This window comes from Aureimonas sp. AU4, from assembly GCF_001463765.1.
Lineage (GTDB): Bacteria > Pseudomonadota > Alphaproteobacteria > Rhizobiales > Rhizobiaceae > Aureimonas.
Window position 1 is genome coordinate 15,789 of the sequence record NZ_BBWK01000083.1, and the last position, 22,984, is coordinate 38,772.

The window sequence follows — 22,984 nt, forward strand, 5'->3', positions numbered from 1 at the left end:
AGTGACGAAGCGCGGTTGCTGCATCCCACCGCGGTGCCTATCTGAGGCTCCCCGACGCCGTCCGCACCGCGCGGCAACGGCCAGAGCCCAGAGGAGCCGCGATGGCCGACCCGACCGAGGATACGAGCCGGACCCCGGAACGCTTCGACGTCGTGGTGGCGGGGGCGGGCTATGTCGGCCTTTCGGTGGCGGTGTCGATGAAGGCGGCCGCGCCCGCGCTTCGCGTCCTCGTGGTGGACGCGGCGCCCGCCGAGGTCTGGCGGCGCGACGGCCGCGCCTCGGCGGTGGCCGCCGCCGCCGTGCGCATGCTGGAGCGTCTCGGCGTCTGGCACGCGATCGAGGGCGAGGCCGAGCCGATCCGCGAGATGATCGTGACCGACAGCCGCGCCGGCGACGTCGTGCGCCCGACGCTCCTCACCTTCGGCGGCGAGGCGAATCCGGGCGAGCCCTTCGCCCACATGGTGCCGAACACGGCGCTGAACGGGGCGCTGCGCGAGCGCGCCGCCGCGCTCGGCCTCGAGATCCGCTCGGGCCATGCGGTCGACGGCCTCGAGGAGGGCCCCGCCTTCACCACGGTGCGCTTTGGCGGCGCCCCCTCGATCGAGACGCGCCTTCTGGTGGCCGCCGACGGGGTCAACTCGACGATCCGCCGGCTGGCCGGCATCCGCACCGTCCATCAGGACTACGGGCAGAAGGGCATCGTATGCACGGTGCGCCACGAGCGCCCGCACAACGGCCGCGCCGAGGAGCACTTCCTGCCGGCCGGGCCCTTCGCCATCCTGCCGCTGCGCCGCAACCGCTCCTCGCTGGTCTGGACCGAGAGCGCGACCGAGGCCGACCGTCTGGTGCGCGCCGACGAGATGGTGTTCGAGCTGGAGCTGGAGCGCCGCTTCGGCCTGAAGCTCGGGGCCCTCGCCGTCGAGGACCGGCCGCGCGCCTTTCCGCTCGGCCTGACGCTCGCGCGCGACTTCGTGCGCCCGCGCCTGGCGCTGGCGGGCGACGCCGCCCACGGCATCCACCCGATCGCCGGCCAGGGCCTCAACCTCGGCTTCAAGGACGCGGCGGCGCTGGCCGAGACGGTGGTCGAGGCCGCCCGGCTTGGCCGCGACATCGGCGCGCTCGACACGCTGGAGCGCTACCAGCGCTGGCGGCGCTTCGACACTTTGCGCATGGGGCTGACCACCGACGTCCTCAACCGCCTCTTCTCCAACGACAGCGGCGCCCTGCGCTCGCTTCGCTCCTTCGGCCTGTCGGTGGTGGACCGCCTGCCGTTCGCCAAGAACGGCTTCGTGCGCCAGGCCTCGGGGCTGACCGGCGGGGCGGTGCCGCGCCTCCTCCAGGGCGAGCCGATCTGAGCGCCGGGCCAGCCGGCCCCAAGCCCCTGTTAAGTCTACTATAATAGTGTATTGATCGCGCGCCGCGGCGCCTTCCGCCGCGTCGCAGCACGCACGGCCTCGACTTGGAACCGTTCGAGGAAATTTCGTTTCCCGCAGGACCCCGCTTTGGTACGCCCGTCCGGGCGCGTTGGAGCGCTTGGCCTTACATAGGAACGCTCGGGACCCCTCGAGCCTGGACACGGGCTCGGGCCGGCCGCAACGGAAAGAATGCCATGGTCGACGACGTCAAGACCAACGCCAAGACGGCCAAGACGCCGAAGGGACCCAAGCTCCCGGTGATCATGACCGCCAACGATCTGCTGGACGGCGAGGTCGTGTTCCTGACCCGCGACGGCTGGAGCTTCGACCCCAGGCACGCGCTGGTCGCAGCCGACGCCGAGACCGCCGGCTGGATGGAAGCGCAGGGGCGCCGGGCCTTTGCCGAGAACCGCGTGGTCGACGCCTATCTGGTGGAGGTTCGCCTCGAGGACGGCCTGCCGGTCGCCACGCACTTTCGCGAGGCGATCCGCCAGAAGGGGCCCACCATACATCCGCAGTTCGGCAAGCAGGCCGACTTCCCCGCCTGACACCGCCAGACGAACGCCCGAGGACCTGCCCGCATGTACCGCTACGACGAATTCGACGAAAGCTTCGTGCGCGACCGCGTCGCGCAGTTCCGCAGCCAGGTGGAGCGCCGTCTCGACGGCTCGCTGACCGAGGACGAGTTCAAGCCGCTGCGCCTCAAGAACGGGCTCTACCTCCAGCTCCACGCCTACATGCTGCGCATCGCGGTGCCCTACGGCACGCTGAACTCGAGGCAGCTGCGCCAGCTCGCCCATATCGCGGAACATTACGACAAGGGCTACGGCCACTTCACGACGCGCCAGAACCTCCAGTTCAACTGGCCGAAGCTGCGCGACGTGCCCGAGATCATGGACCTCCTCGCCGATGTCGAGATGCACTGCATCCAGACGAGCGGAAACTGCATCCGCAACGTGACCGCCGACCAGTTCGCGGGCGTGGCTGCCGACGAGGTCGAGGATCCGCGCCCGACCGGCGAGCTGATCCGGCAATGGTCGAGCCTCCACCCGGAATTCTCCTGGCTGCCGCGCAAGTTCAAGATCGCCGTCACCGGCGCCGAGCACGACCGCGCCGCCGTGAAGGTGCACGACATCGGGCTGCGCATCCTGCGGCACGCCGAGACGGGCGAGATCGGCTACGAGGTGATCGTGGGCGGCGGGCTCGGCCGCACGCCCTTCGTGGGCAAGGTGATCCGCGACTTCCTGCCCAAGGACGAGCTGCTCGCCTACCTGGAAGCCGTGATGCGCGTCTACAACGCGGAAGGACGGCGCGACAACAAGTACAAGGCGCGCGTGAAGATCCTCGTCCACGAGATCGGCACCGAGGAGTTCCGCCAGCGCGTCGAGGCCGAATACGCGCTTCTCGACGGACCGACCGTCAACGCGCCGGCCGAGGAGGTGGAGCGCATCGCGCGCTACTTCGCGCCGCCCGCCTACGAGACGCTGCCGGCCGAGTCCGAGACGCTGCGCGCGGCGCGCGCGGCCGACCCGGAGCTCGATCGCTTCGTCAGCCAGAACGGCTTCCAGCATCGCCAGCCCGGCTACATCGCGCTGACCATCTCCCTGAAGCCCATCGGCGGCGTGCCGGGCGACATGAGCGACGCGCAGATGCGCGCCTTCGCCGACATCGCGGAACGCTACTCGTTCGACGAGCTGCGCGTCACCCACGTCCAGAACCTCGTCCTGCCGCATGTGCGAAAGAACGACGTGCCGGCGGTCTTCGCGGCGCTCAAGGCGGCGGGACTCGCCACCGCCAACGCGGGCCTCGTCACCGACATCATCGCCTGTCCCGGCCTCGACTACTGCGCGCTGGCCACGGCGCGCTCGATCGGGGTCGCGCAGGACATCTCGAACCTCTTCGCCGACGAGGCGCGCTCGCGCGCGCTCGGCGAGATCCAGATCAAGATCTCGGGCTGCATCAACGCCTGCGGCCATCACCATGTCGGCCATATCGGCATTCTCGGCCTCGAGAAGTCGGGCCGCGAGAACTACCAGATCACGGTGGGCGGCGACGCCTCGCAGGACGCGGCTCTGGGCGAGCGCGTCGGCCCCGGCATCGACGGCGATCAGGTGCCCGGCGCGATCGAGGCGCTGGTGGACGTCTACATGGCCGAGCGCCAGGGCGACGAGCGCTTCATCGACACGGTGAAGCGCGCGGGTCTCGAGCCCTTCAAGCAGGGCTTCACGGCCTATGTCGCGCGCGTGGGAGAGCCGGCATGAGCGCCGCCCTCCTTCTGCGACCGAAAGGGCCCGTGGCCGACGACTACGCGCGCGTTGCCGACGTTGCCGATCTCTCGCTCAACGACGGCGCCGTGATCGTCACGCTGGAGACCGTCGACCAGGCGATCGCGGACCGGCGCAACCAGCGCCTCGGGCTCGAGATCGGCAACGATACGCCGCTCTCGGCGGTGGAAGCCTATCTCGGGCAGATCGACCTGATCTCGGTGGTCTTTCCGAGCTTTTCCGACGGGCGCGGCCTGTCGCTCGCCAAGCGCCTGCGCCGGGCGGGCTTCGGCGGCACGCTTCGCGCGAGCGGCCCCCTGATCGCGGACCAGTTCGCCGAGGCGCTCGCCTGCGGCTTCGACGAGGTGGCGCTGCCCGAGGCGAGCGCGAGCCGCCAGCCGGCCGAGCAGTGGGGTGCGGCGCTCCACGCGGTGCGCGAGCACTATCAGACCGGCTACGGCGAGGGAGCGAGCATCCTCCAGAAGCGCCTCGCCGCGCGCGGGAGCGCGGCGTGAGTGCCGACGATCTGCGGGCGTTGGCCGCGGAACTCGACGCCGCCTTTGCGAGCTTGAGTCCGGAAGGGCGCCTGCGGCTTCTGGCCGAACGCGTGCCGGGCCGCACCGTGTTCACCACCTCGCTCGGGATCGAGGACCAGATGCTGACGCATCTCGTGTTCCGTGCGAAGCTCCCGATCGAGGTCGTGACGCTGGATACCGGCCGCCTCTTTCCCGAGACCTACGCGCTCTGGCAGCGGACCGAGGAGCAGTACGGCCGGCGCATCAAGGCCAAGTACCCTGAAGGACAGGCGCTCGAGGCGCTGATCGACGACCAGGGCATCAACGGCTTCTATTTCGCGCCGGAGATGCGCAAAAGCTGCTGCGGCGTGCGCAAGGTCGAGCCGCTCGGCCGCGCCTTGGCGGGCGCCAGCGGCTGGATCACGGGCCTTCGCCGCGACCAGTCGCCCAACCGCGAGAAGCTCGACTTCGTGGAGTTCGACGAGGCGCGGCAGATCGTCAAGGCCAACCCGCTCTTCGACTGGACGCGCGAGGAGATCCGCCTCTTCACGGCCGAGAACGGCGTGCCGGTGAACGAGCTTCACGACAAGGGCTTCCTGTCGATCGGCTGCGCCCCCTGCACGCGAGCCATCCGCCCCGGCGAGGTGGAGCGCGCCGGACGCTGGTGGTGGGAGGAGGAGACGCTTCGCGAGTGCGGCCTCCACATGGACGCGAGCGGGCGGCCCGTGCGCGCCCGCGACGGCAAGCCCGCACCCGGCGACAGCGCCTTCGAGACGATTCCTTCCTGACGTTTTCAGCGCCCCGGCGCTCCCGAGTTTCCAAGGTGTCCCGCCCCATGACCCCGATGACCCATCTCCAGCGCCTGGAGGCCGAGTCGATCTTCATCATCCGCGAGGTGGCGGCCACCGCCGAGAACCCGGTGATGATGTATTCCATCGGCAAGGACTCGGCGGTCATGCTGCATCTGGCGCTGAAGGCGTTCGCGCCGGGGCGCCTCCCCTTCCCCGTGCTCCATGTCGACACGACCTGGAAGTTCCGCGAGATGATCGAGTTTCGCGACCGCACGGCGCGCGAGAAGGGGCTGGACCTCATCGTCCACACCAACCAGGAGGGGCTGGCCGCCGGCGTGAACCCCTTCGATTCCGGCTCGCGCACCCATACCGACATCATGAAGACCGAGGCGCTGAAGCAGGCGCTCAACAAGTACAAGTTCGACGCCGCCTTCGGTGGGGCGCGCCGCGACGAGGAGAAGTCGAGGGCCAAGGAGCGCGTCTTCTCGCTGCGCACCGCCGAGCATCGCTGGGATCCCAAGTCCCAGCGCCCCGAGCCGTGGAACCTCTTCAACACGCGCAAGCGCCAGGGCGAGAGCTTCCGCGTGTTCCCGCTCTCGAACTGGACCGAAGGCGACGTGTGGGACTACATCGCGATCGAGGGGATCGAGGTGGTGCCGCTCTACTTCGCCAAGCCGCGCCCCATCCTCCGGCGCGACGGGACGCTGATCATGCGCGACGACGAGCGCATGAAGCTCCTGCCCGGCGAACAGGAGGAGATGATGACGGTGCGCTTCCGCACGCTCGGTGACTACCCGCTGACCGGCGCCGTGCCCTCCACCGCGCGCACGCTGGAGGAGGTCATCGCCGAGATGCGCGCGTCCCGCTCGTCGGAGCGCGAGGGCCGGGTGATCGACCGCGACGGCGGCGCCTCGATGGAAGAAAAGAAGCAGGAAGGCTACTTCTGATGTCGAGCGCGCTGACCAGGACCGAAGGCGACGCCGTGCTGGAAGCCGCCAGCAACCCCGTGTCCGTCGCCGAGATGGACACGTTCGCCGGCCCCGCGCCCGACGCGCTCGCCGATCCCGAGGGGCGCGCCGCGGCGCTCGCCCGCGCCGGCGCCAAGGGCTCGCTCCTTCGCTTCATCACCTGCGGCTCGGTGGACGACGGCAAGTCGACCCTGATCGGCCGCCTCCTGTTCGACACGGACTCGGTGTTCGACGACCAGATGGACGCGCTGAAGCGCGACAGCAAGAAGTTCGGCACCACCGGCGAGGACCTCGACTTCGCGCTTCTGGTCGACGGCCTGTCGGCCGAGCGCGAGCAGGGCATCACGATCGACGTCGCCTATCGCTACTTCTCGACCGCCAACCGCGCGTTCATCATCGCCGACACGCCGGGCCACGAGCAGTACACGCGCAACATGGCGACCGGCGCATCCCAGGCCGAGCTCGCCGTGATCCTGGTGGACGCCAGAAAGGGCATCCTCCCGCAGACGCGCCGCCATTCCTTCATCACCTCGATGGTCGGCATCAAGTCGGTGATCGTGGCGGTCAACAAGATGGACCTCGTCGGCTTCGACCAGACGGTCTTCGACGAGATCGTGGCGGCCTACGAGGCGATCCGCCTAGAGCTTGGCTTCACACAAGTCACCTACGTGCCGCTCTCGGCCAAGAACGGCGACAACCTCGCCTCGCGCTCGCCGGCCTCGCCCTGGTACCAAGGGCCGACGCTGCTGGAAGCGCTGGAGCGGGCGCAGCCGGAGGGGACCGGCGGCACGTCGCGGCGCTTCCGCCTGCCGGTGCAGTGGGTGAACCGGCCGAACCTCGACTTCCGCGGCTTCTGCGGCCAGATCGCGGGCGGCACGGTGAAGCCGGGCGATGCCGTCCTGTCGCTGCCCAGCCGCCGCCGTTCCACGGTGCGCGAGGTGCTGGGACCCGACGGCGCCGTGCCCGAGGCCCATGTCGGCGAGGCCGTCACGCTGACGCTGAACGATGAGATCGACGCCTCGCGCGGCGACGTCCTCGTTCATGCCGACGATCCCGTCCGCGCGCACCGCCTACTCAAGGCCGAGATGCTGTGGATGGTGGACCGGCCGCTCGTCTCGGGCGGGCGCTTCATCCTGCGCCTCGGCTCCGCGCAGACGCCCGCCAACGTGCGCTCGCTCGACGAGGCGGTGGATATCCACTCCTACGAGCCGCGCCGCGCCAACGCCCTTCTGATGAACGAGATCGGGCGCGTCACGATCGCGCTCGACCGGCCCGTCGTCGCCACCCCTTACGACGAAAGCCGCGCGCTCGGCGCCTTCATCCTCGTCGACCAGCTCACCAACGAGACCGTCGCGCTCGGCGTCGTCCGCGAGACGCCCGACTCGGGCGAGGAGGCCAGCGCCGCCCCCCGCATCGCGCCGCCGCCCCATGTCGAGGATACGCTGCCGGCCGCGACGCGGCTGGAAACGTTCCGCCGCCTTTGGCTTGGCTCGGCGCTCGCCGCCGATCCGTCGAGGGCGCGCGGCGTCACGCTGTTCCGCGCGGCGTCGGCGATCCTCGTCGGTCTCCTCGTGCTCGTGATGGGCCTTCACCTCTGGCAGGCGATCCTCGTCGGCGTGCTCGACTTCGCGCTTCGCCCCCTCCTGCGCCGCCTCATGGTGCCGCGCGAGACCGAGGTGCCCCGGCCCGACCCGAGCGACGTGCGCGACGGCGCGGGCATCTGACGGGCAGCCCGGCGAAAACCCCATGGCGTCGATACGCCATGGGAACGCCGTGACGGGCGTCTGAATTTCGTGGTGGACCCGTCGCCCGCGAGGGCGACCTGTGGCAATGCCATGCGACCCGAGCCGGTCGCGTCCGCAGGAATTCGTTGCGCATGTTCCATGGCCATCACGACGTCGTCTTCCTGGCCCTCTCGCTCGCGGTCGCGATGCTGGGGTCCTGGACCGCGCTGGACCTGTTCCGGCGCGTCGAGGGCAAGTCGGGAAGCGAACGGGGGATCTGGCTCGGCTCGGCGGCCTGCGCCATGGGCCTCGGCATCTGGTCCATGCACTTCGTGGCCATGCTGGGCTTCGACCCCGGCGCCCCGGTCAGCTACGACCCGGCGCTGACGCTCCTGTCGCTGGCCGTGGCGATCGGGGCGACGGCGGTCGCCTTTCTGGTCGCCGCCTCCGACCGGGCCGGCCGCCTCCAGATCGTCGCGGCCGGAACCCTGATGGGCATCGGCATCTGCACCATGCACTACATCGGGATGGCGGCGCTCGAGACGGCGGTCTCGATGGGCTACGACCTGCCTCTCGTCGCCCTTTCGCTCGTGATCGCGGTCGCCGCCGCGACGGCTGCGCTCTTCGTCGCGCGCGGCGAGAAGGGAAGCGCGACGCGGGCCGTCGCCACCTTCGTCCTCGGCCTGTCGGTGGTCGGCATGCATTACACGGCGATGGCGGCCCTGAACCTCGAGCCGGTCGCGAGCCACGCCATGGGCGCCATGGTGGCTCCGCCCTATCCCCTGGCCTTCGGCGTCGCGGGAACGACGATGCTGATCCTGTTCCTGGCGCTTATGGCCTCGCTCTACGACCAGCGGGCCAACACGCTGGCCGCGCTGGAGGCGGGAGGCGTCGGATACTGGGAACTCGACCTGCGAACCTGGAACCTGCACCTCTCCCGGGAGGGCAAGGCGCTGTTCGGCCTGCCCGCCGACGAGCGGCTGAGCTACGCCGACGCGCTGAACCGGATCGCCCCGGACAGCCGGGCCGAGCGCGAACAGGCGCTGCGGCACTCGATCGCGACCGGAACGGACTACGACGTGGAGTATCCGCTGCTGAACGGCGGTCGCTGGGTCAACGCGCGCGGCCGCGCGGTGGTGAACGGCAGCGGTCGGCCGGTCCGAATGGTCGGCGTCGTGATCGACATCACGGAGCGCCGACGCGCCCTGGAGCGCATCGTCGTCAGCGAGCGGCAACAGCGTCTCCTGGTCGACGAGCTGAACCACCGGGTCAAGAATACGCTCGCAACGATCCAGTCCCTGTCGCGGCATATGGCGTCCGGCGCCTCCTCGGTGGAGGGCTTCCACCGTGATCTGGAGGGGCGCATCCTGGCGCTCTCCTCGACCCACAACGTCCTGACGCGGCAGGGATGGGAGGGCGCCGACCTCGCCGAGATCCTGGCGGGCACGCTGGCGTCCCATCCGGCCGAGCGGATCGTGCTGGGCGGGGGAAGCGTGACGCTCGACACGCGCGAGGCGCTGGCGATCGGCATGGTATTCCACGAGATGGCAACCAATGCCGCCCGGCACGGCGCGCTCGCGGATCCGCAGGGGCGGGTCGAGGTCAGCTGGCGCCTCGAGCGGGGCGCGGAGGGCGAATTCCTCCGCCTCGACTGGCACGAACTCGGCACCGCGGGCGAGACACCGGCGCCCCGTGGACCGGGTCTCGGCCTTCGGATCATCGGCCGCAGCATCGAGGGCGAACTCGGCGGTCAGGCCCGCATGGAAAGCCATCCCGGCGGCATCCGCTGGCGCCTCCAGATTCCCCTTCGCGCCCGCGCGACGGCCTGACGGCCCGTTAGCCCGACGGGCCGCGCCAGCGAAGCACGTCGATCAGCGCGCGCAGCGCGGGTGGCGTCTGGCGACGGCTCGGATGGTAGAGATGGCAGCCCGAAAAGGGCGGGCACCAGTCGGCCAGAACCTGCACGAGGCGGCCGCTCGCGATGTCGGCGGCGACGCTTTCCTCCATCATGTAGCCGAGCCCCGCACCCGCGCGCACCGCGGCGAGCGCCAGGCCGCCGTCGTCGTCGGCGATCAACGGACCGGTGACGCGGACCTGGACCTCGCGACCGTCGCGCTCGAACTCCCAGGGCAGGAGCCCGCCCGCCGAAGCGAGACGATGGCAAAGGCAGCGGTGGCGCGCGAGATCGGCCGGCGTCTCGGGCGGCGCGAAGCGCTCGAAATAGTCGGGCGTGCCGACCACCACGGTGCGCAGGTCCGGCCCGACGCGCACCGCGACCATGTCGCGCTCCACCGTGTCGCCGAAGCGGATGCCGGCGTCGAAGCCCGCCGCCACGATGTCGGTCAGCTCCTGCGCGACATGGATTTCCACCTCGACCGCCGGGTGGTCCAGAAGAAAGCGCGGCAGGCGCGGCTCCAGAACCGTCTGCGCGATATAGCCGAACGTGGTGACGCGGACCGTGCCGGATGGCTCCGTACGCGCTTCGGCAAGGGCCGCCAGCCCGGCGTCGATCTCGTGGAGCGCCGGTGCGAGCCGGGCCAGCAGGCGCTCGCCGGCCGCCGTGGGGGCGACCGAGCGCGTCGTGCGCTGGAGGAGACGGACGCCGAGCCGCTCCTCCAGCCCCCGCATCGCGTGGCTGAGCGCGGAGGGCGACAGGCCGAGCCGGGCGGCGGCGCGCGTGAAGGAGCGCTCGCGCGCGACCGCTGCGAAGAGGTGGAGATCGTCGAGGTCGCCGCGCCGCATTGCTGCAGTTCGCTCACAAGCCCATGCGGCCCGCAAGCCCTAATGCCGGCGGCCGACCCGCCGTAGATCAGGACCCACGCCGCCGGATGCGGCATTTCAACAGGTCCCGATCCATGAACAACACGACCTATCGCACCCTCGGCCGCTCCGGTCTCGTCGTCAGCCCGCTCGCGCTCGGCACCATGACCTTCGGCGCGGGCCGCTGGGGTTCCGACGAGGCGGTCTCGCGCGCCGTCTTCCGCAGCTATCTGGAAACCGGCGGCAACGTCCTCGACACGGCCGACGTCTATTCCGGCGGACGCTCCGAGGAGATGCTCGGCCGCTTCGTGCGCGAGGCGGACGTGCGCGACCGCGTGGTGATCGCCACCAAGTCGGGCTTCCCGCGTCGGGAGGGCACGCCGATGGCCGGCGGCAACGGCGCGAAGAACATCCGCCTCGGCATCGAGGGTTCGCTGCGCCGGCTCGGCACCGATCACATCGACCTCTACTGGGTCCATGTCTGGGACCGCACGACGCCGGTGGAAGAGGTCCTGCAGACCCTCGCGGCGGCCGTGCATCGGGGCGAGATCCTTCATTACGGCTTCTCCAACACGCCGTCCTGGTACGTCGCGCGTCTCGCGACGCTGGCCGAGGCCCACGGCCTGCCGCGCCCGATCGGTCTCCAGTACAGCTACTCGCTTGTGGATCGCGGCGCCGAGCTCGACGTCGCGCCGATGGGCCGGGAGCTGGGTCTCGGCCTCGTGCCCTGGAGCCCGCTCGCCGCCGGTCTCCTGACCGGCAAGTACGGTCGCGAGATGCTGCTCAAGGCGGGACCGGCGGGCGCGGTTCCCAATCGCGCCGGCGAGGAGGCGGCCAGCGACGAGGGACGGCTGGCGGGCGACAACCCGTTCGGCGGCATGCTCTTCACCGAGCGCAACTTCGGGATCGTCGACGCCTTGCGCGCGGTCGCGGCCGAGGCGGGACGCCCCATGGCTCAGGTCGCGCTCAACTGGGTGGCCGGGCGACCGGGCGTCTCGACGGTTCTGGTGGGCGCGAGCCGGCCTGAGCAGATGCGCGAGAACGCGGCCTCGCTCGGCTTCGAGCTCTCGGCCGACCAGCGCACGCGGCTGGAGGCGGCGAGCGCGCTGCCGGTACTCAGCCCCTACTTCATCTTCGACCTGCCGCGCGCGAGCCTCTTCGGCGGCTGCGCCGTCGAGCCCTGGCGCGAGGGCGCGCCGGCTTGACCGGCCGGGCGGGCGTGGCCGACAAGCGTCGGACCGCCCCATCCTCGAGGAGCCTCCCCATGAAAGCCATGCTCTTCGAGCGCTTCGGCCAGACGCCGGAGATCCGCGACGTGCCGGACCCCTCGCCCGCGCCGGACGGCGTCGTGATCGAGGTCATGGCGACGGGCCTGTGCCGCAGCGACTGGCACGGCTGGATGGGCCACGACGCCGACATCCGCCTGCCGCACGTGCCGGGCCACGAGTTCGCCGGCACGATCGCGGCCGTGGGACGGGACGTGCGGCGTTTTCGCGTGGGCGAGCGCGTGACCGTGCCCTTCATCGCCGCCTGCGGGCACTGCGCGCAGTGCCATGCCGGCCACCAGCAGGTCTGCGAGCAGCAGTTCCAGCCGGGCTTCACGCATTGGGGCTCGTTTGCCCGGTTCGTCGCGATCGATCGCGCCGACCACAACCTCGTCGCCCTTCCCGAATCCATGGAGTTTGCCACCGCCGCGAGCCTCGGCTGCCGCTTCGCCACCTCGTTCCGCGCCGTGGTGGACCAGGGCCGCGTGCGCGGCGGCGAGTGGGTCGCGGTGCACGGGGCGGGCGGCGTCGGCCTGTCGGCGATCATGATCGCGCGCGCGCTCGGCGCCCGCGTGGTGGCGGTGGACGTCGAGGCGCGAAAGCTCGATCTGGCTCGCGCGATGGGCGCCGAAGCGGTGGTGAACGCGCGCGAGGTGGCCTCCGTCGTGGAGGCCGTGCGCGAGGCGACGGGCGGGGGCGCGCACGTCTCGCTCGACGCGCTCGGCCATCCCGAGACCTGCGTCAACTCGATCTTGGCGCTTCGCCGGCGCGGCCGCCACGTGCAGGTCGGCCTCCTGCTCGCCGACCAGGCGCGCCCGCCCATCCCGATGGACCGCGTGATCGCGCACGAGCTCGAGATCTACGGCAGCCACGGCATGCAGAGCTGGCGCTACGACGCGATGCTGGCGATGATCTCGGCCGGATCGCTGCGGCCCGAACGGCTGATCGGCGAGACGATCCCGCTCGCCGCCGCCGTTCCGGCGCTCGTCGCGATGGGAAGCCGCGCGCCGGACGGCATCACGATCATCGATCCGCGCCTTTGAAGGGTCGGCGGGGCGGCGCTGCGGGCCGCCCCGCCCGGTGTCAGAAGCGGTAGCGCAGCGAGCCGATCACCTGCCGGCCCTGGTCGCGGTAGCAGTAGCCGCCGTTGCAGGTCGTGTCGTCCCGGTCGAACAGGTTCTTGGCGTTGATCTGCGCCTTGACGCCTTCCAGCTTCTCGTTGGCCGCGCCGAAGTCGTAGGCCACCATCGCGTCGACCATGACGCGGCCGCCGTTCCGGAGGGTGTTCCCCCCGTCCGCCCAGGTGGGTCCGAGGAAGCGCGTTCCCGCGCCGAAGCTCAGGCCCTCGGCGACGCCCCCCTGCACCGTGTAGTCGGTCCAGAGCGAGAACTGCTGCTCCGGAATGCCGGTCGGCGCGAAGCCCAGATTGTCGCCGCCCGTGTTCTCGAGGTCGAGATAGGTATAGGCGCCGGTCAGGTTCAGCCCCTCCGCGACGCTGGCCGTCAGCTCCAGCTCGAACCCTTGCGAGGTCACCTCGCCCTGCTGGATCTGGAAGCCGTTGTTGACCGGATCGCTCGACAGGACGTTGGTCTGGCGGATGCGGAAGAGCGCGGCGCTGGCGAGGAGGTTGAGGTCCGCCGGCTTGTACTTGAGGCCGACCTCCTCCTGCTCGCCCTTCGAGGGGTTGAAGGCCGCGCCCGAGAAGGTCGAGCCGACGGTCGGCGCGAACGAGGTCGAGTAGCTGACATAGGGCGAGAGCCCGTTGTCGAAGAGGTAGGCGAGGCCGACGCGCCCCGAGAAGTTCGTATCGTCCTGTTCGTTGCTGGCGGTCGACGGCAGGATGTTGAACGTCTTGGTGTTCAGCCGGTCGTAGCGCCCGCCGAGCGTCAGGACGAAGCGGCGGTATTCCGCCTGGTCCTGGAGGTAGACGCCGGTCTGGCTCTGCAGCGTGTCGAGGCGATAGGCGTCGATCGCGCTCGGGCCGTCGATCCGCTGCTGCCCGTAGTTGAGCCGGACGAGGTCGAGGTCGGGCGCGGCCGTGTAGCCGTAGGCGGTGCTGGCGTCGATATAGCTGTAGTCGACGCCGCCCAGGACCTGGTGCCTCACCTCGCCCGTGTCGAAGTCGAACTGCGCCTGGTTGTCCACCTGGAACGTGCTGGCGGTGCTGGGGATGCGCCAGGCCGAGCGGGTGGCCGTCAGGCGGTCGGGCGAGATCGCGTCGATCTGCGTGTACTTCACGTCGGCGTCGACATGGGCGGTGCGCAGGTTCTGGCGCACGGTGACGGTCTCGCTGAAGCGGTGCTCGAACTCGTAGCCGATGCGCCACTGCGCCTGGTCGAAGTCGGCATAGGCCGGGTCGGTGAGTTGGTAGGGCGTCGGCCGGCCGTTCTCGGTGAAGTAGCCGACGCCGCCACCCGTGGTGAGGTCGCCGTACTCGCCCAGAATCGTCAGGTGCGTGTTGCGGTCGTCGGAGCGGAAGGTGAAGGCCGGCGCGATCACGGCGCGGTCGTCGGCGACGCCGATGTAATCGGTGTCGGCCTCGCGCACGACGCCGGTCAGGCGGTAGAGGACATTGTCGCTGCCCGCGAGCGGACCCGAGGCGTCGAAGTTGAGCTGCTTGCGGCTCTGCGTGCCGATCTCGGCCTCGACCTCGCGGAACGGGTCCTCGGTGGGACGCTTGGAGGTGAGGTTCACGATGCCGCCCGGCGAGCCGCCGCCGTAGAGCACCGAGCTCGGACCTTTCAGGATCGCGATGCCGCCCAGGAGGTAGGGCTCGGTCCGGGGAAAGGCGAAGCCCGCGCCGAGCTCGCGCAGGCCGTCGCGGTAGACGCCGGTCTCCTGCACGTTGAAGCCACGGATATAGAAGCTGTCGAAGCGCGGGTCGAAGCCGAAGACGCTGGTGGTGACGCCCGCCGTGTAGTTCACCGCCTCGGTCAGGGTCTGGACGTTGCGGTCCTCGATCTGCTCGCGCGAGATCACCGAGATCGACTGCGGCACGCGCTCGACCGCTGTGTCGGTCTTGGTGCCGGCGCGCACCTGGCTCGCGACGTAGCCCTCGGTCTCGAGCCCGCCCCCCTCGCCCGTTCCGGCCTCCCGGCCGTTGCCGTCCACCACAACCGTATCGAGAACCACGGTCTCCTCCGCCCGCGCGGCCTGCGTGGCGGCGGCGAGCGCGATCAGCGATGCGCCGAAGAGGCGCGAAAGGCGAAGGGCGGAGCGTGGCGGCATGGGAGAAATCCGAAGCTGGTGGAGGACGGCAGTCCCCTCGGCTAAGGAAAGTTGATAGGGAGAGTCAACATTACCACCGCACCCGATCCCCCGCTCCCGCCGATTCTCCGTCCGACCCGCGCCGGATCGGCGCCGACTGCCGCAAAAAGGACACGCGTTTTGGACCCGTTACAGACTGCCCCTCGGCCCGCAGGGCTCCCCGACACGGTGGCTTTCGACCTCCGGCCGCAGGGCGCGGCCGAGCCCTGGCGCGTCTTCGTTTACGTGCCGCCGGGCACGCCGCCGGCCTCGGGCTGGCCGCTTCTGGCGATCACCGACGGCAACGCGATGATCGCGACCGCCGTGGACGCGGTGCGCGTCCAGGGCGCCTATCCCGACGCCACGAACGTCGAGCCGGGCGTCGTGGCCGCGATCGGCTACCCGACCGAGGCGGCCTACGATTCCCTGCGCCGCTCCTTCGACCTGTCGCCGCCGCCCGGCCGCACCTACCCGCCCTTCACCGAAGGCGGGCCGACGGTGCGCACCGGCGGGGCGGACGGTTTCCGGCGCTTCGTGGAAACCGACGTCCTCGACGCGGTGGCGCGGCTCGCCCCGATCGATCCCGCGCGGCGCACGCTGTTCGGCCATTCCTTCGGCGGCCTGTTCGCGCTCCACGCGCTGTTTTCGGGAACCGGGGCCTTCAGCCGCTTCGTGGCCGCGAGCCCGACGATCTACTGGGAGGACGGCGTCCTTCTCGATGCGGAGGAGCGCTTTCGCACACGGAGCGCGCGCGAGGGCACGGTCGTCCACCTGTCGGCCGGGGAGTACGAGGGCGATGCGCTCGCCCCGTTCCAGTACGGGCGGGAGGACACCGAGAAGCGGCGTGCGGCGGCGCGCTCCGTGCGCACGCTCGACCTGACGCGCGCCATGGCCGCGCGGCTCGCCAAGCTGCCGGGGCTGCGCGTGGAATGCGAGACCTATCCCGGCGAGACGCACATGACGATGCTGCCCGTCTCGGTCTCGCGCGCGGTGCGCGTCGCCTTCGAGGCGCGGCGCCCCTGACGGCGGGGCGGATCAGTCGAGGCGTCGCGCCTCGGCGGGCAGCATGATCGGGATGCCGTTGCGGATGGGATAGGCGAGGCGCGCCCCTTCCGACACGAGTTCGGCGCGCTCGCGGTCGTAGCGCAGCGGCCCCTTGGTGAGGGGACACACGAGGAGCTCCAGGAGCTTGGGGTCGGGCTGCGGCGTTTCGGCGGTCATGATCGTCAGTCCTAGCGCGTCGCGCGTCGCGGCGAAACCGCCGCCGCGCTTACTGGAGCACCGTGGGTCCGCCGTCCTCGCGCCCCTCGCGGGCGAGCGCGATCTCGACGATGGCGACCAGCGTCTCGGCGCGCGTGCGCAGGTCCGGCGCCTCGAGAAGCGCCTGCTTCTCGGCCGGGCCGTAGGGGCTCATCATGGACAGGGCGTTCACCAGCGTCTCGTTGGAGGCGCGGGTCACGCTGTCCCAGTCGGCTTCCAGCTGGTTGGCCTGGAGATAGGCGCGGAAGGCTCGCAGAAGCGCCTCGCGGTCCACCTCGTCGGCGCCCGAGCCCGCGTCGAAATCGACCAGAAAGGGCGTCACGCGGCAGAGCCGGTAGGGCAGGCCGCGCGAGGGCACGGCCTCGGCCACGCGAAACCGCACGATGCCCTGCAGGTTGATGAGATAGCGCCCGTCGCCCGATTCCGTGAGCGAGGTGATGCGCCCCAGGCAGCCGACGGCGCAGAGCTCGGGCTCGCCCGCCTCGTTCACCGCCCCGTCGAGGCGCGGCTGGATGATGCCGATCACCCGCGCGCCCTGCATGGCGTCGTCGATCATCGCGATGTAGCGCGGCTCGAAGATGTTGAGCGGCATCTGGCCGCCCGGCAGGAGCAGGGCACCCGACAGGGGGAAGACGGCGACCGTCTCCGGCAGATCCTCGCTCGATCGATAGGTCTGGTTGCCCGCCTGAACCAAGTGGCGCCTCCCTTTAGGCGACCCCAACTGGCGCGCGCGCGCCCGAACTCAAGGGGCGCGCGACGCTTGGAACCAGCCCGCGGCGGCCCTCAGCGGAACAGGAGCGAGGAGAGCTTGCGCCGCCCCTCCTTGGTGGCCGGATCGGTCGGCCCCCAGACCTCGAAGAACTCCAGAAGCTTGCGCCGCGCCCCGTCGTCGTCGAAGGCCCGGTCGCGCCGCACGATCTCGAGAAGGTGCCCGGCCGCCGCCTCGCGGTTGCCCTTGGCCTGCGCGATGAGGGCGAGGTCGAAGCGCGCCTGGTGGTCGTCCGGGTTGCCCTCGAGGCGCGCCTGGAGCGTCGCCGCGTCGCCGAGCTGCGCGATCTCGTCGGCCAGCTTAAGCTTGGTCTTCACGGTGGCGAAGGCGGGATCGTCCAGCATGGCGGGCGGCAGCTGGTCGACCACGGCGCGCGCGCGCGCCGCATCGCCCGCCGCGAGATAGCATTCCGCAAGGCCCGCCGCGGCCGGCGCGCTTTCGGGATCGTGCTGGAGGACGGCGGCGAAGACCTGCGCGGCGCTGGCGGCATCACCCGCCTTCAGAAGCTCGCCCGCCTCCTTCAGGGCGTCGGCCACCGGGTCGCCGCCCGCGTCCGGGCCGCCGGGTCCGGCGAGCCGGTCCACGAAGGCGCGCACCTCGCTCTCGGGTAGGGCGCCCATGAAGCCGTCCACCGGCTGTCCGTTCACGAAGGCGAAGACGGCGGGGATCGACTGGACGCCGAGCTGGCCGGCGATCGAGGGATGCTCGTCGATGTTCATCTTCACGAGCTTCACGCGCCCGCCGGCGGCCTGGACGACGCGCTCGAGGATCGGCGTCAGCTGCTTGCAGGGGCCGCACCAGGGCGCCCAGAAGTCGACCAGCACCGGCTGGTTGCGCGACTCGCGGATGACGTCGGCCGAGAAGGCGGCGGTGGTCGTGTCCTTGACGAGATCGCCGGCCGCCGCGACGGGGGCGCCGGGTGCCGCAGCGGGGCCGCGCGCGGGCGCGGCGGGGGCCGTGGTCTGGCGCCCGTAGCCGCCGCCGAAGCCGGAACCGTAGGGATTGCTCATGAGGGGGCTCCGTCGTTGGAGGCTTCGCTGAGGGGCGTCACGATCGGCTCGTGGCCGGTGGCGCCGAGGAAGCGGAGAAGATCGGCAAGCGGGAGCGACGTGGTCGCCCGGTTGGTGAGCGGATGGGCGTTCAGGATATCGTGTTCGAGGAGGCGCTCGTCCAGAACCAGCGTCACCTCCCCCGCGCGGTCGTTCACGAGGCCGAGCACGGTGACCGAGCCCGGCTCGACGCCGAGCATGCGCCCCATGCGCTCGGCATCGGAAAAGGACAGGCGGCCTGAGGCCCCGATCCGCCCGTGCAGCGTCTTGAGGTCGACCGGCGTGTCCTCCGCCGCCGTCACCAGGAAGTGGCGCCCCTTCTTGTCCTTCACGAAGAGGTTCTTGGTGTGGACGCCGGGAATCGTGCCCCGCAAGGCCTGCGCTTCGTCCACCGTGAAGACCGCCTCGTGCTCCACCGTGCGGGTTGCAACGCCCGCCCCGGCCAAGCGCCGCGCGAGGTCGGGCGCGAGGCGCTCCAGCGCCGGGTCGGACGAGGGAAAGGCTGCGTCGGCGCTCATCGGGCCCTCGCGAGAAGTTTCGAGGTGCGGACCGCGCCCCAAGGTCCGCTTCCTATCGAAGCGGCGACGCCGGGCGTCAAGCGCCGGCGGACGGGCATCGGGAGGGCAAGCGGGGCGACACGCATTTTCCCTGTTGCATCCCGGATCGGGATACGTCATAAGGCCGTCATCCGCGGCGCCGACAAGCGCTTCAGCGGGGAGCGGGCGGGTGTAGCTCAGGGGTAGAGCACAACCTTGCCAAGGTTGGGGTCGAGGGTTCGAATCCCTTCGCCCGCTCCAATTTTCCCGAGCGTTCACAGCCACTTAGAGCGACTTCCGGCGCACACGCCGAGAGCTTTGCTTCGTCGTGTCGCCACCATATCGCCACCGCATGTTTTCTGCCCGCGGTCATGCAGAGCCTCCGAGGTTCGCATTCGTTGTGAGTTGAGCCAGCCGCCGTTCGAATGCGGTGCCGGTGATCTGCCGAACCTGGTGCAGCTGTGCGTCCGATATGTCCGGCCACTCAAGCAGCACCGCATCCATCTCGCGCTGTAGCTCGATCACGTACAACTCGACGGACCACTCCGGGATTGGCAGGGGCGCCGCCACCGCCAGCATGTCGGCCGCTTCATGCGCGACGCGGACCGCAACTGCGGCTAGGCGTTCGATAAGGTCGGACGACAGAGATGCGGGACGCCAAAGGTCATTAGCCGGACGCCCCTCCCCTTCCGCTGTTCCCATCACGGTAGGTCGGCCTCTTCTGGCAGCGTGGCGATGTGGCGCTCGGTCTCTGTTACCAGTTCGCGTACGTCCGCGTAGTCGCCGCCTTCCGCCACCGCCCGCTCCAACAGAAGGTCGCAACGCGCATAGGCCTCGTTACGCGTTGTCGGCACCATGAGGGCGATGCCATCATACGCGGCGCGGACATCGTGGAGCATGGTCAGCTCCATGGCCCACAGGAGGTCGATGGACGGCTTGTGCGTTTCCTGCGCGATCTGGAACTGGATGCCATCGGCTGCCCGGCGCATGCCGCGCGTCACCGCAACGGCCGCCAGGATCCCAACACTCGGCGGAAAGAACGGCTTCTCCCGGGGCGGTATCCGGCTTCCGTTCACGTGCCCATGCAGATCGACCATGGTCATGCCTCCATGACCTGGGAGAGGGTGCGGTAGAAGTCGGGCACCCTACGGTTTCGACCGTTGCGATAGGCAACATGCCTTTGACGCCGGCCGGTCATGGTGACGGTGGGTTTAGCCCTACGATCCACGGTCTTGTTCGGCCCCCCCCGTCGATCACCACACCGATGGTGCCGAGCGCAAAGGCTGCCTGCCGGCGCACCTCGCCCGTCAACCGATCGGTGAGAAAGCTAAGCGTGTCGAGATCGAACCGGTCATCTATCGACCACTCGACTCGATCTAGCTCCTGCCAGCAGTTCCGCAGCATGAGGCCGAGCATGATGCGGGCCGCGAGGAGGTCGGCGTTTGCGTGCGTATCTCGGAGCGCCCAAAGCTCGTCATGGAGCGCGAGAACGCGCGCGCCGAGCGCATCGGCGTTCTTGTCGCTCGCCGCGTACTGTTCGGCCTCCAGCGCGACGATAGAGCCGAAAAGCGAGCTGACGCGCTGGCTCATGACGCTGGCGGCTGGCGTCGTCAGATACTCGACCGCACGAGCGAGAACGCGCGCATGGCCCTTCTGCAAGAAGTCTACGTCATCGGCGACGTAGCGGATCGCGGCCAAGAGGTCGGCATGATCCTGCAGGCGCGGCGGATCGTTCTCGATGATGTCCCCAGCCTCGGTGTCTGCGGTGGCATAGAACGCCGCCTCGACTTCCCGGCTCCAGTCGGTTTTGCAACCGGCGGTGAGGGCGGCCAAGTAAGTGCGGTGACGCTCAACAAGTGCGGTCATGGTCTCGGCCATTGTCAGGCCCTCCCGTCGAAATAGGCGAGCGCAGCGGCGACCAGAGGCGCTTCAAACGAACCAAGTGTGTGACCCATCTCCTCGCTCGCAAGGCGCAGGGCAGCGAGCGCACCGGCTTCGGTTGTTGCAGCCGGCGTCTCGTACTTGAGGCGTTCCCACAACGGATTGACGAGACGATCCATCTCGGCGTCGAAAACGTCGTCATCCTCGATGCCAGCCCCATCCAATGCACCGCGTGTGGCCTGATAGAGGTTCACAAGATCAAACAGGGGATCGGGCGCGGCCGCCCCGGCTGGGACAGCGGCAACGATGGCGGCAGCAGTAAGGGCACCAGCAGCGCCACCAGCAGCGAGCATGCGCAGAGCTTGACGGCGAGTGGGCTTGGGCAAGCCGTCGGCGGTTGCCGGAACCACACGGTTCAGCATGAGGGTATCTCCTGGTTTGTGATCCATGCTTGCCGAGGCTTGGAACGTGCCCCCGACAGCTCACGAGCGTTGCTAATTGCTCGTCCGTGAGCTAAATAGCTAATATCAAGGCGGATGGCAATATCATTCCGCTACTCAGTGAGCGAAATAGCTAACGCATGGTAGCTTCCCACCAGATCCGGGCCGGCAGAGTGATGATCGGAATGGGTCAGAAGGAGTTGGCTGACGCTGCTGGGATTGCGGTGGCTACCCTGCGCCGTATGGAGTCCGACGATGTTGGACCCGAGCGTTCATCGTTCGCTGCCGTGGAGAAGGTCTGCGGCATCCTGCGTACAGCCGGCATCATCTTTATTGCGGATAATGGAGAGGGTGCGGGCGTGCGTCTACGCAAGAATCGGGATGGCCCAGGATCGTCGACCTGAACCGCAAACGTCGCGAACACTCCCTTAGCAGGGGAGCGCCTTCGACCACTCGACTAAAAAGTACGAAAAAACGCAGATCGCCCATTTGAGGAACTGACAAAACCGACAGAACCCAAGCCGACGCAAGATGTGATCGGTATGGACGTTCCCATTCGAATTTCGCACGATTGATCGGCTTGCCTGCACCATTCCTTTTGTGGATCGTGCCCGAATGGCCGATGACCCTCCCAAGCTCCGTATCGTTGCCGAACAGGATGAAGCTTCTCTTGAGCAGGAGAAGACCCGTCGACATGCGATTGCCTCAAGCGATGTCCGGTGGGCTCTCATTGAGCTAGCAGCCAACATCATGCGCGTCTCTCGGGGCGCAGGTCGCAGCCCTGACATCGGCCCCCAATGCGCTGGCGTTATCGAGAGCTTCCAAGCCTATCGCGAGGCGGTCGGCATCTGGCCATCTGCGTATGAAATCTCGACGGCCTTAGCTTGGATGCCTGACCATGACGAGCGTACCCGACGCAACTGGTCGGAGAGGGAATACAGCGTCGCAGACATTGTAGGGGGTAGCCTGCAGATCGCGGCCTCGTCCCTCGTTCGCCACCGCACTCAAGAGGCGGCTGGCGAGAGCCAGATGTATCGTGGATTGAATGGGATCTACGAGCAACGTCGCCAAGCAGCGGAAGAGCGAGCGGCTGCGGAGGCGGCCGAACGACGCGCGAAACGGGCAACCTCCCCTAGAGCGAAGGCCAAACCCAAGCGGAAACCCAAGAAGGCTATCGCTCTCTGACGCGATCTCCCTCGGGTAGATAGCCGTCCGGGCCTTCTGAGCGCACGATTTTTCGAGGGTAGCCGACACCTACGTTACTCCTACTGTTCGCATCACATGATGCGCAGTTGGAATCGTATCCCCGTCACAGAACCGCGGTCGCTGGCCTGTCGCGGCGTGATGCGGTCGTGGTCACGCGGTGATCCAATACGATCACGCCGTGATGCTCCTCACTCCTCCTAATGGCAGTTTGACCAGCAATGCCATTAGTCGATTGCCGAAAGTTCGACGACGCTTCCCGTCACAACGCGGAGGCGAACGTGGACGAGATACCAGAGGAAATTCGTATAACGGCGAAGGAGCGCGGACGGCTCGCTTCACGAAGACATCGGGAGGCTCAGAAGAAGCGTGGCATACCCGATGCTCGACAGATCGACGAGGTTATGTTGGCGATCTTCGTCGGTCGATCCCTAAGCGGTAGCGTGAGCGTCAGTCCCGGAAATCGGAATGCAGCGATCACCGCGATCATTCGAGCTGCAGGTTGGGATGTTGAGAGTGAAGCTGTGCATGCGGCTGTCGAACGGCGCTTTTTGATGCATGGGGAACGCTACCAAACACTCAAACCCCTTTTGCCAAGAAGGGATAGGCAAACCGCACAACCGTCCGAGGCTATCGTTTCGGCTGAGATCGTTATCTCACCTGCTACGCTTACCTCGAAATTCGCTGCAGTCGACGCAGATTAGGTGAGGTCACAACCTTCGGATGATGTTTGGCGTTGAGGGATTGACCTCATGCGGTATAGCGTGCGTCAACACATTGTTGCCGCATTCAACCAGGGGTCTTAATGCGCCGTGCATTTACAGGGCTATCAGCCCTAGCCCTCCTGGCAGGGTGCAACACCAGTAGCCCACGCTTTAAAGACACGTCCAACCTCACT

23 protein-coding genes and 1 tRNA gene are annotated in these 22,984 nt (G+C 69.0%); 14 read left to right on the plus strand and 10 right to left on the minus strand.

Features of this window, described 5'->3' with window-relative positions; all coding sequences use genetic code 11:
• Positions 1 to 101 precede the first annotated feature (101 nt).
• From AUL35_RS19900 to AUL35_RS19935, 8 genes are all read left to right on the plus strand, one after another.
• Positions 102 to 1,355: a ubiquinone biosynthesis hydroxylase gene (locus tag AUL35_RS19900; protein WP_062018107.1), complete on the plus strand. Its 1,254-nt coding sequence runs from the start codon at positions 102 to 104 to the stop codon at positions 1,353 to 1,355.
• 254 nt (positions 1,356 to 1,609) lie between these two features.
• Positions 1,610 to 1,963 carry a DUF2849 domain-containing protein gene (locus AUL35_RS19905; RefSeq protein WP_062018109.1) on the plus strand — a complete coding sequence of 118 codons (354 nt, stop codon included), beginning with the start codon at positions 1,610 to 1,612 and terminating at the stop codon, positions 1,961 to 1,963.
• Positions 1,964 to 1,996: 33 nt separating this feature from the next.
• A complete protein-coding gene (locus AUL35_RS19910; protein WP_062018111.1) occupies positions 1,997 to 3,676 on the plus strand; it encodes a nitrite/sulfite reductase in 1,680 nt (559 codons plus the stop codon).
• Positions 3,673 to 4,194 carry a DUF934 domain-containing protein gene (locus AUL35_RS19915; RefSeq protein WP_062018112.1) on the plus strand — a complete coding sequence of 174 codons (522 nt, stop codon included), beginning with the start codon at positions 3,673 to 3,675 and terminating at the stop codon, positions 4,192 to 4,194. The genes AUL35_RS19910 and AUL35_RS19915 overlap by 4 nt, the downstream gene beginning before the upstream one ends.
• Positions 4,191 to 4,982, plus strand: coding sequence for a phosphoadenylyl-sulfate reductase (locus AUL35_RS19920; protein WP_062018114.1), 792 nt, complete (start codon positions 4,191 to 4,193; stop codon positions 4,980 to 4,982). The genes AUL35_RS19915 and AUL35_RS19920 overlap by 4 nt, the downstream gene beginning before the upstream one ends.
• Before the next feature lie 47 nt (positions 4,983 to 5,029).
• Entirely contained in the window at positions 5,030 to 5,932 is a 903-nt protein-coding gene (cysD, locus tag AUL35_RS19925) for a sulfate adenylyltransferase subunit CysD (protein ID WP_062018115.1), read from the plus strand.
• The gene (gene cysN, locus AUL35_RS19930) at positions 5,932 to 7,677 is read left to right on the plus strand and encodes a sulfate adenylyltransferase subunit CysN (RefSeq protein WP_062018117.1); all 1,746 of its coding nucleotides are present in this window, start codon (positions 5,932 to 5,934) and stop codon (positions 7,675 to 7,677) included. Before cysD ends, cysN begins: the two co-directional genes overlap by 1 nt.
• Before the next feature lie 152 nt (positions 7,678 to 7,829).
• A complete protein-coding gene (locus AUL35_RS19935) occupies positions 7,830 to 9,506 on the plus strand; it encodes an MHYT domain-containing protein (protein WP_062018119.1) in 1,677 nt (558 codons plus the stop codon).
• 7 nt (positions 9,507 to 9,513) lie between these two features.
• Here the strand turns inward: AUL35_RS19935 and AUL35_RS19940 are convergent, their stop codons facing one another.
• Positions 9,514 to 10,419 (minus strand): LysR family transcriptional regulator, encoded by a 906-nt coding sequence (locus AUL35_RS19940; protein ID WP_062018121.1) that lies wholly within the window; start codon positions 10,417 to 10,419, stop codon positions 9,514 to 9,516.
• A gap of 113 nt (positions 10,420 to 10,532) precedes the next feature.
• Here AUL35_RS19940 and AUL35_RS19945 point away from each other — a divergent pair, with 113 nt between their 5' ends.
• Both AUL35_RS19945 and AUL35_RS19950 read left to right on the plus strand, forming a co-directional pair.
• Positions 10,533 to 11,642, plus strand: coding sequence for an aldo/keto reductase (locus tag AUL35_RS19945; RefSeq protein WP_062018123.1), 1,110 nt, complete (start codon positions 10,533 to 10,535; stop codon positions 11,640 to 11,642).
• A gap of 59 nt (positions 11,643 to 11,701) precedes the next feature.
• Entirely contained in the window at positions 11,702 to 12,745 is a 1,044-nt protein-coding gene (locus tag AUL35_RS19950) for a zinc-dependent alcohol dehydrogenase family protein (protein ID WP_062018125.1), read from the plus strand.
• A gap of 40 nt (positions 12,746 to 12,785) precedes the next feature.
• On the opposite strand, the gene AUL35_RS19955 is transcribed toward AUL35_RS19950, so the two are convergent.
• The gene (locus AUL35_RS19955; protein ID WP_062018127.1) at positions 12,786 to 14,930 is read right to left on the minus strand and encodes a TonB-dependent siderophore receptor; all 2,145 of its coding nucleotides are present in this window, start codon (positions 14,928 to 14,930) and stop codon (positions 12,786 to 12,788) included.
• A 207-nt stretch (positions 14,931 to 15,137) separates the two neighbouring features.
• On the opposite strand from AUL35_RS19955, the gene AUL35_RS19960 reads away from it, so the two are divergent.
• Positions 15,138 to 15,971 (plus strand): alpha/beta hydrolase, encoded by an 834-nt coding sequence (locus AUL35_RS19960; protein ID WP_244493848.1) that lies wholly within the window; start codon positions 15,138 to 15,140, stop codon positions 15,969 to 15,971.
• A 12-nt stretch (positions 15,972 to 15,983) separates the two neighbouring features.
• On the opposite strand, the gene AUL35_RS19965 is transcribed toward AUL35_RS19960, so the two are convergent.
• The 4 genes from AUL35_RS19965 to AUL35_RS19980 all read right to left on the minus strand — a co-directional run bounded on the left by AUL35_RS19965 (position 15,984) and on the right by AUL35_RS19980 (position 18,544).
• Positions 15,984 to 16,169: a Trm112 family protein gene (locus tag AUL35_RS19965; RefSeq protein WP_062018130.1), complete on the minus strand. Its 186-nt coding sequence runs from the start codon at positions 16,167 to 16,169 to the stop codon at positions 15,984 to 15,986.
• Positions 16,170 to 16,218: 49 nt separating this feature from the next.
• Positions 16,219 to 16,902, minus strand: a complete 684-nt coding sequence (locus AUL35_RS19970; RefSeq protein WP_062018132.1) for an LON peptidase substrate-binding domain-containing protein — start codon at positions 16,900 to 16,902, stop codon at positions 16,219 to 16,221.
• Between the two features lie 89 nt (positions 16,903 to 16,991).
• On the minus strand, positions 16,992 to 17,987 hold the full coding sequence (gene trxA / locus AUL35_RS19975; protein WP_062018134.1) for a thioredoxin: 996 nt from the start codon (positions 17,985 to 17,987) through the stop codon (positions 16,992 to 16,994).
• Positions 17,984 to 18,544, minus strand: a complete 561-nt coding sequence (locus tag AUL35_RS19980; protein ID WP_062018136.1) for a prolyl-tRNA synthetase associated domain-containing protein — start codon at positions 18,542 to 18,544, stop codon at positions 17,984 to 17,986. The genes trxA and AUL35_RS19980 overlap by 4 nt, the downstream gene beginning before the upstream one ends.
• A 204-nt stretch (positions 18,545 to 18,748) precedes the next feature.
• Here AUL35_RS19980 and AUL35_RS19985 point away from each other — a divergent pair.
• Positions 18,749 to 18,823, plus strand: a tRNA-Gly gene (locus AUL35_RS19985).
• A 108-nt stretch (positions 18,824 to 18,931) separates the two neighbouring features.
• Here AUL35_RS19985 and AUL35_RS19990 read toward each other — a convergent pair.
• The 4 genes from AUL35_RS19990 to AUL35_RS20005 all read right to left on the minus strand — a co-directional run bounded on the left by AUL35_RS19990 (position 18,932) and on the right by AUL35_RS20005 (position 20,865).
• The gene (locus AUL35_RS19990; RefSeq protein ID WP_062018138.1) at positions 18,932 to 19,141 is read right to left on the minus strand and encodes a hypothetical protein; all 210 of its coding nucleotides are present in this window, start codon (positions 19,139 to 19,141) and stop codon (positions 18,932 to 18,934) included.
• Positions 19,142 to 19,263: 122 nt separating this feature from the next.
• The gene (locus tag AUL35_RS19995; RefSeq protein WP_062018140.1) at positions 19,264 to 19,665 is read right to left on the minus strand and encodes a hypothetical protein; all 402 of its coding nucleotides are present in this window, start codon (positions 19,663 to 19,665) and stop codon (positions 19,264 to 19,266) included.
• Positions 19,666 to 19,756: 91 nt separating this feature from the next.
• Complete coding sequence (locus AUL35_RS20000) at positions 19,757 to 20,440, minus strand: hypothetical protein (protein ID WP_062018142.1); 684 nt, start codon at positions 20,438 to 20,440, stop codon at positions 19,757 to 19,759.
• A gap of 2 nt (positions 20,441 to 20,442) precedes the next feature.
• A complete protein-coding gene (locus AUL35_RS20005; protein ID WP_062018144.1) occupies positions 20,443 to 20,865 on the minus strand; it encodes a hypothetical protein in 423 nt (140 codons plus the stop codon).
• Positions 20,866 to 21,023: 158 nt separating this feature from the next.
• On the opposite strand from AUL35_RS20005, the gene AUL35_RS22325 reads away from it, so the two are divergent.
• Positions 21,024 to 21,287 carry a helix-turn-helix transcriptional regulator gene (locus tag AUL35_RS22325; protein WP_156418106.1) on the plus strand — a complete coding sequence of 88 codons (264 nt, stop codon included), beginning with the start codon at positions 21,024 to 21,026 and terminating at the stop codon, positions 21,285 to 21,287.
• Between the two features lie 1,604 nt (positions 21,288 to 22,891).
• A partial coding sequence (locus tag AUL35_RS23220) for a lipoprotein (RefSeq protein ID WP_156418107.1) occupies positions 22,892 to 22,984 on the plus strand: 93 nt, incomplete at its 3' end.

What these genes read in the sequence shown, in the direction of transcription:
- AUL35_RS19900 (WP_062018107.1), top strand. Translation starts at nt 102, where the DNA reads ATGGCCGACCCGACCGAGGATACGAGCCGGACCCCGGAACGCTTCGAC.
- AUL35_RS19905 (WP_062018109.1), top strand. Translation starts at nt 1,610, where the DNA reads ATGGTCGACGACGTCAAGACCAACGCCAAGACGGCCAAGACGCCGAAG.
- AUL35_RS19910 (WP_062018111.1), top strand. Translation starts at nt 1,997, where the DNA reads ATGTACCGCTACGACGAATTCGACGAAAGCTTCGTGCGCGACCGCGTC.
- AUL35_RS19915 (WP_062018112.1), top strand. Translation starts at nt 3,673, where the DNA reads ATGAGCGCCGCCCTCCTTCTGCGACCGAAAGGGCCCGTGGCCGACGAC.
- cysD (WP_062018115.1), top strand. Translation starts at nt 5,030, where the DNA reads ATGACCCCGATGACCCATCTCCAGCGCCTGGAGGCCGAGTCGATCTTC.
- cysN (WP_062018117.1), top strand. Translation starts at nt 5,932, where the DNA reads ATGTCGAGCGCGCTGACCAGGACCGAAGGCGACGCCGTGCTGGAAGCC.
- AUL35_RS19935 (WP_062018119.1), top strand. Translation starts at nt 7,830, where the DNA reads ATGTTCCATGGCCATCACGACGTCGTCTTCCTGGCCCTCTCGCTCGCG.
- AUL35_RS19940 (WP_062018121.1), bottom strand. Translation starts at nt 10,419, where the DNA reads ATGCGGCGCGGCGACCTCGACGATCTCCACCTCTTCGCAGCGGTCGCG.
- AUL35_RS19945 (WP_062018123.1), top strand. Translation starts at nt 10,533, where the DNA reads ATGAACAACACGACCTATCGCACCCTCGGCCGCTCCGGTCTCGTCGTC.
- AUL35_RS19950 (WP_062018125.1), top strand. Translation starts at nt 11,702, where the DNA reads ATGAAAGCCATGCTCTTCGAGCGCTTCGGCCAGACGCCGGAGATCCGC.
- AUL35_RS19955 (WP_062018127.1), bottom strand. Translation starts at nt 14,930, where the DNA reads ATGCCGCCACGCTCCGCCCTTCGCCTTTCGCGCCTCTTCGGCGCATCG.
- AUL35_RS19965 (WP_062018130.1), bottom strand. Translation starts at nt 16,169, where the DNA reads ATGACCGCCGAAACGCCGCAGCCCGACCCCAAGCTCCTGGAGCTCCTC.
- trxA (WP_062018134.1), bottom strand. Translation starts at nt 17,987, where the DNA reads ATGAGCAATCCCTACGGTTCCGGCTTCGGCGGCGGCTACGGGCGCCAG.
- AUL35_RS19980 (WP_062018136.1), bottom strand. Translation starts at nt 18,544, where the DNA reads ATGAGCGCCGACGCAGCCTTTCCCTCGTCCGACCCGGCGCTGGAGCGC.
- AUL35_RS19990 (WP_062018138.1), bottom strand. Translation starts at nt 19,141, where the DNA reads ATGCTGGCGGTGGCGGCGCCCCTGCCAATCCCGGAGTGGTCCGTCGAG.
- AUL35_RS19995 (WP_062018140.1), bottom strand. Translation starts at nt 19,665, where the DNA reads ATGACCATGGTCGATCTGCATGGGCACGTGAACGGAAGCCGGATACCG.
- AUL35_RS20000 (WP_062018142.1), bottom strand. Translation starts at nt 20,440, where the DNA reads ATGGCCGAGACCATGACCGCACTTGTTGAGCGTCACCGCACTTACTTG.
- AUL35_RS20005 (WP_062018144.1), bottom strand. Translation starts at nt 20,865, where the DNA reads ATGCTGAACCGTGTGGTTCCGGCAACCGCCGACGGCTTGCCCAAGCCC.
- AUL35_RS22325 (WP_156418106.1), top strand. Translation starts at nt 21,024, where the DNA reads ATGGTAGCTTCCCACCAGATCCGGGCCGGCAGAGTGATGATCGGAATG.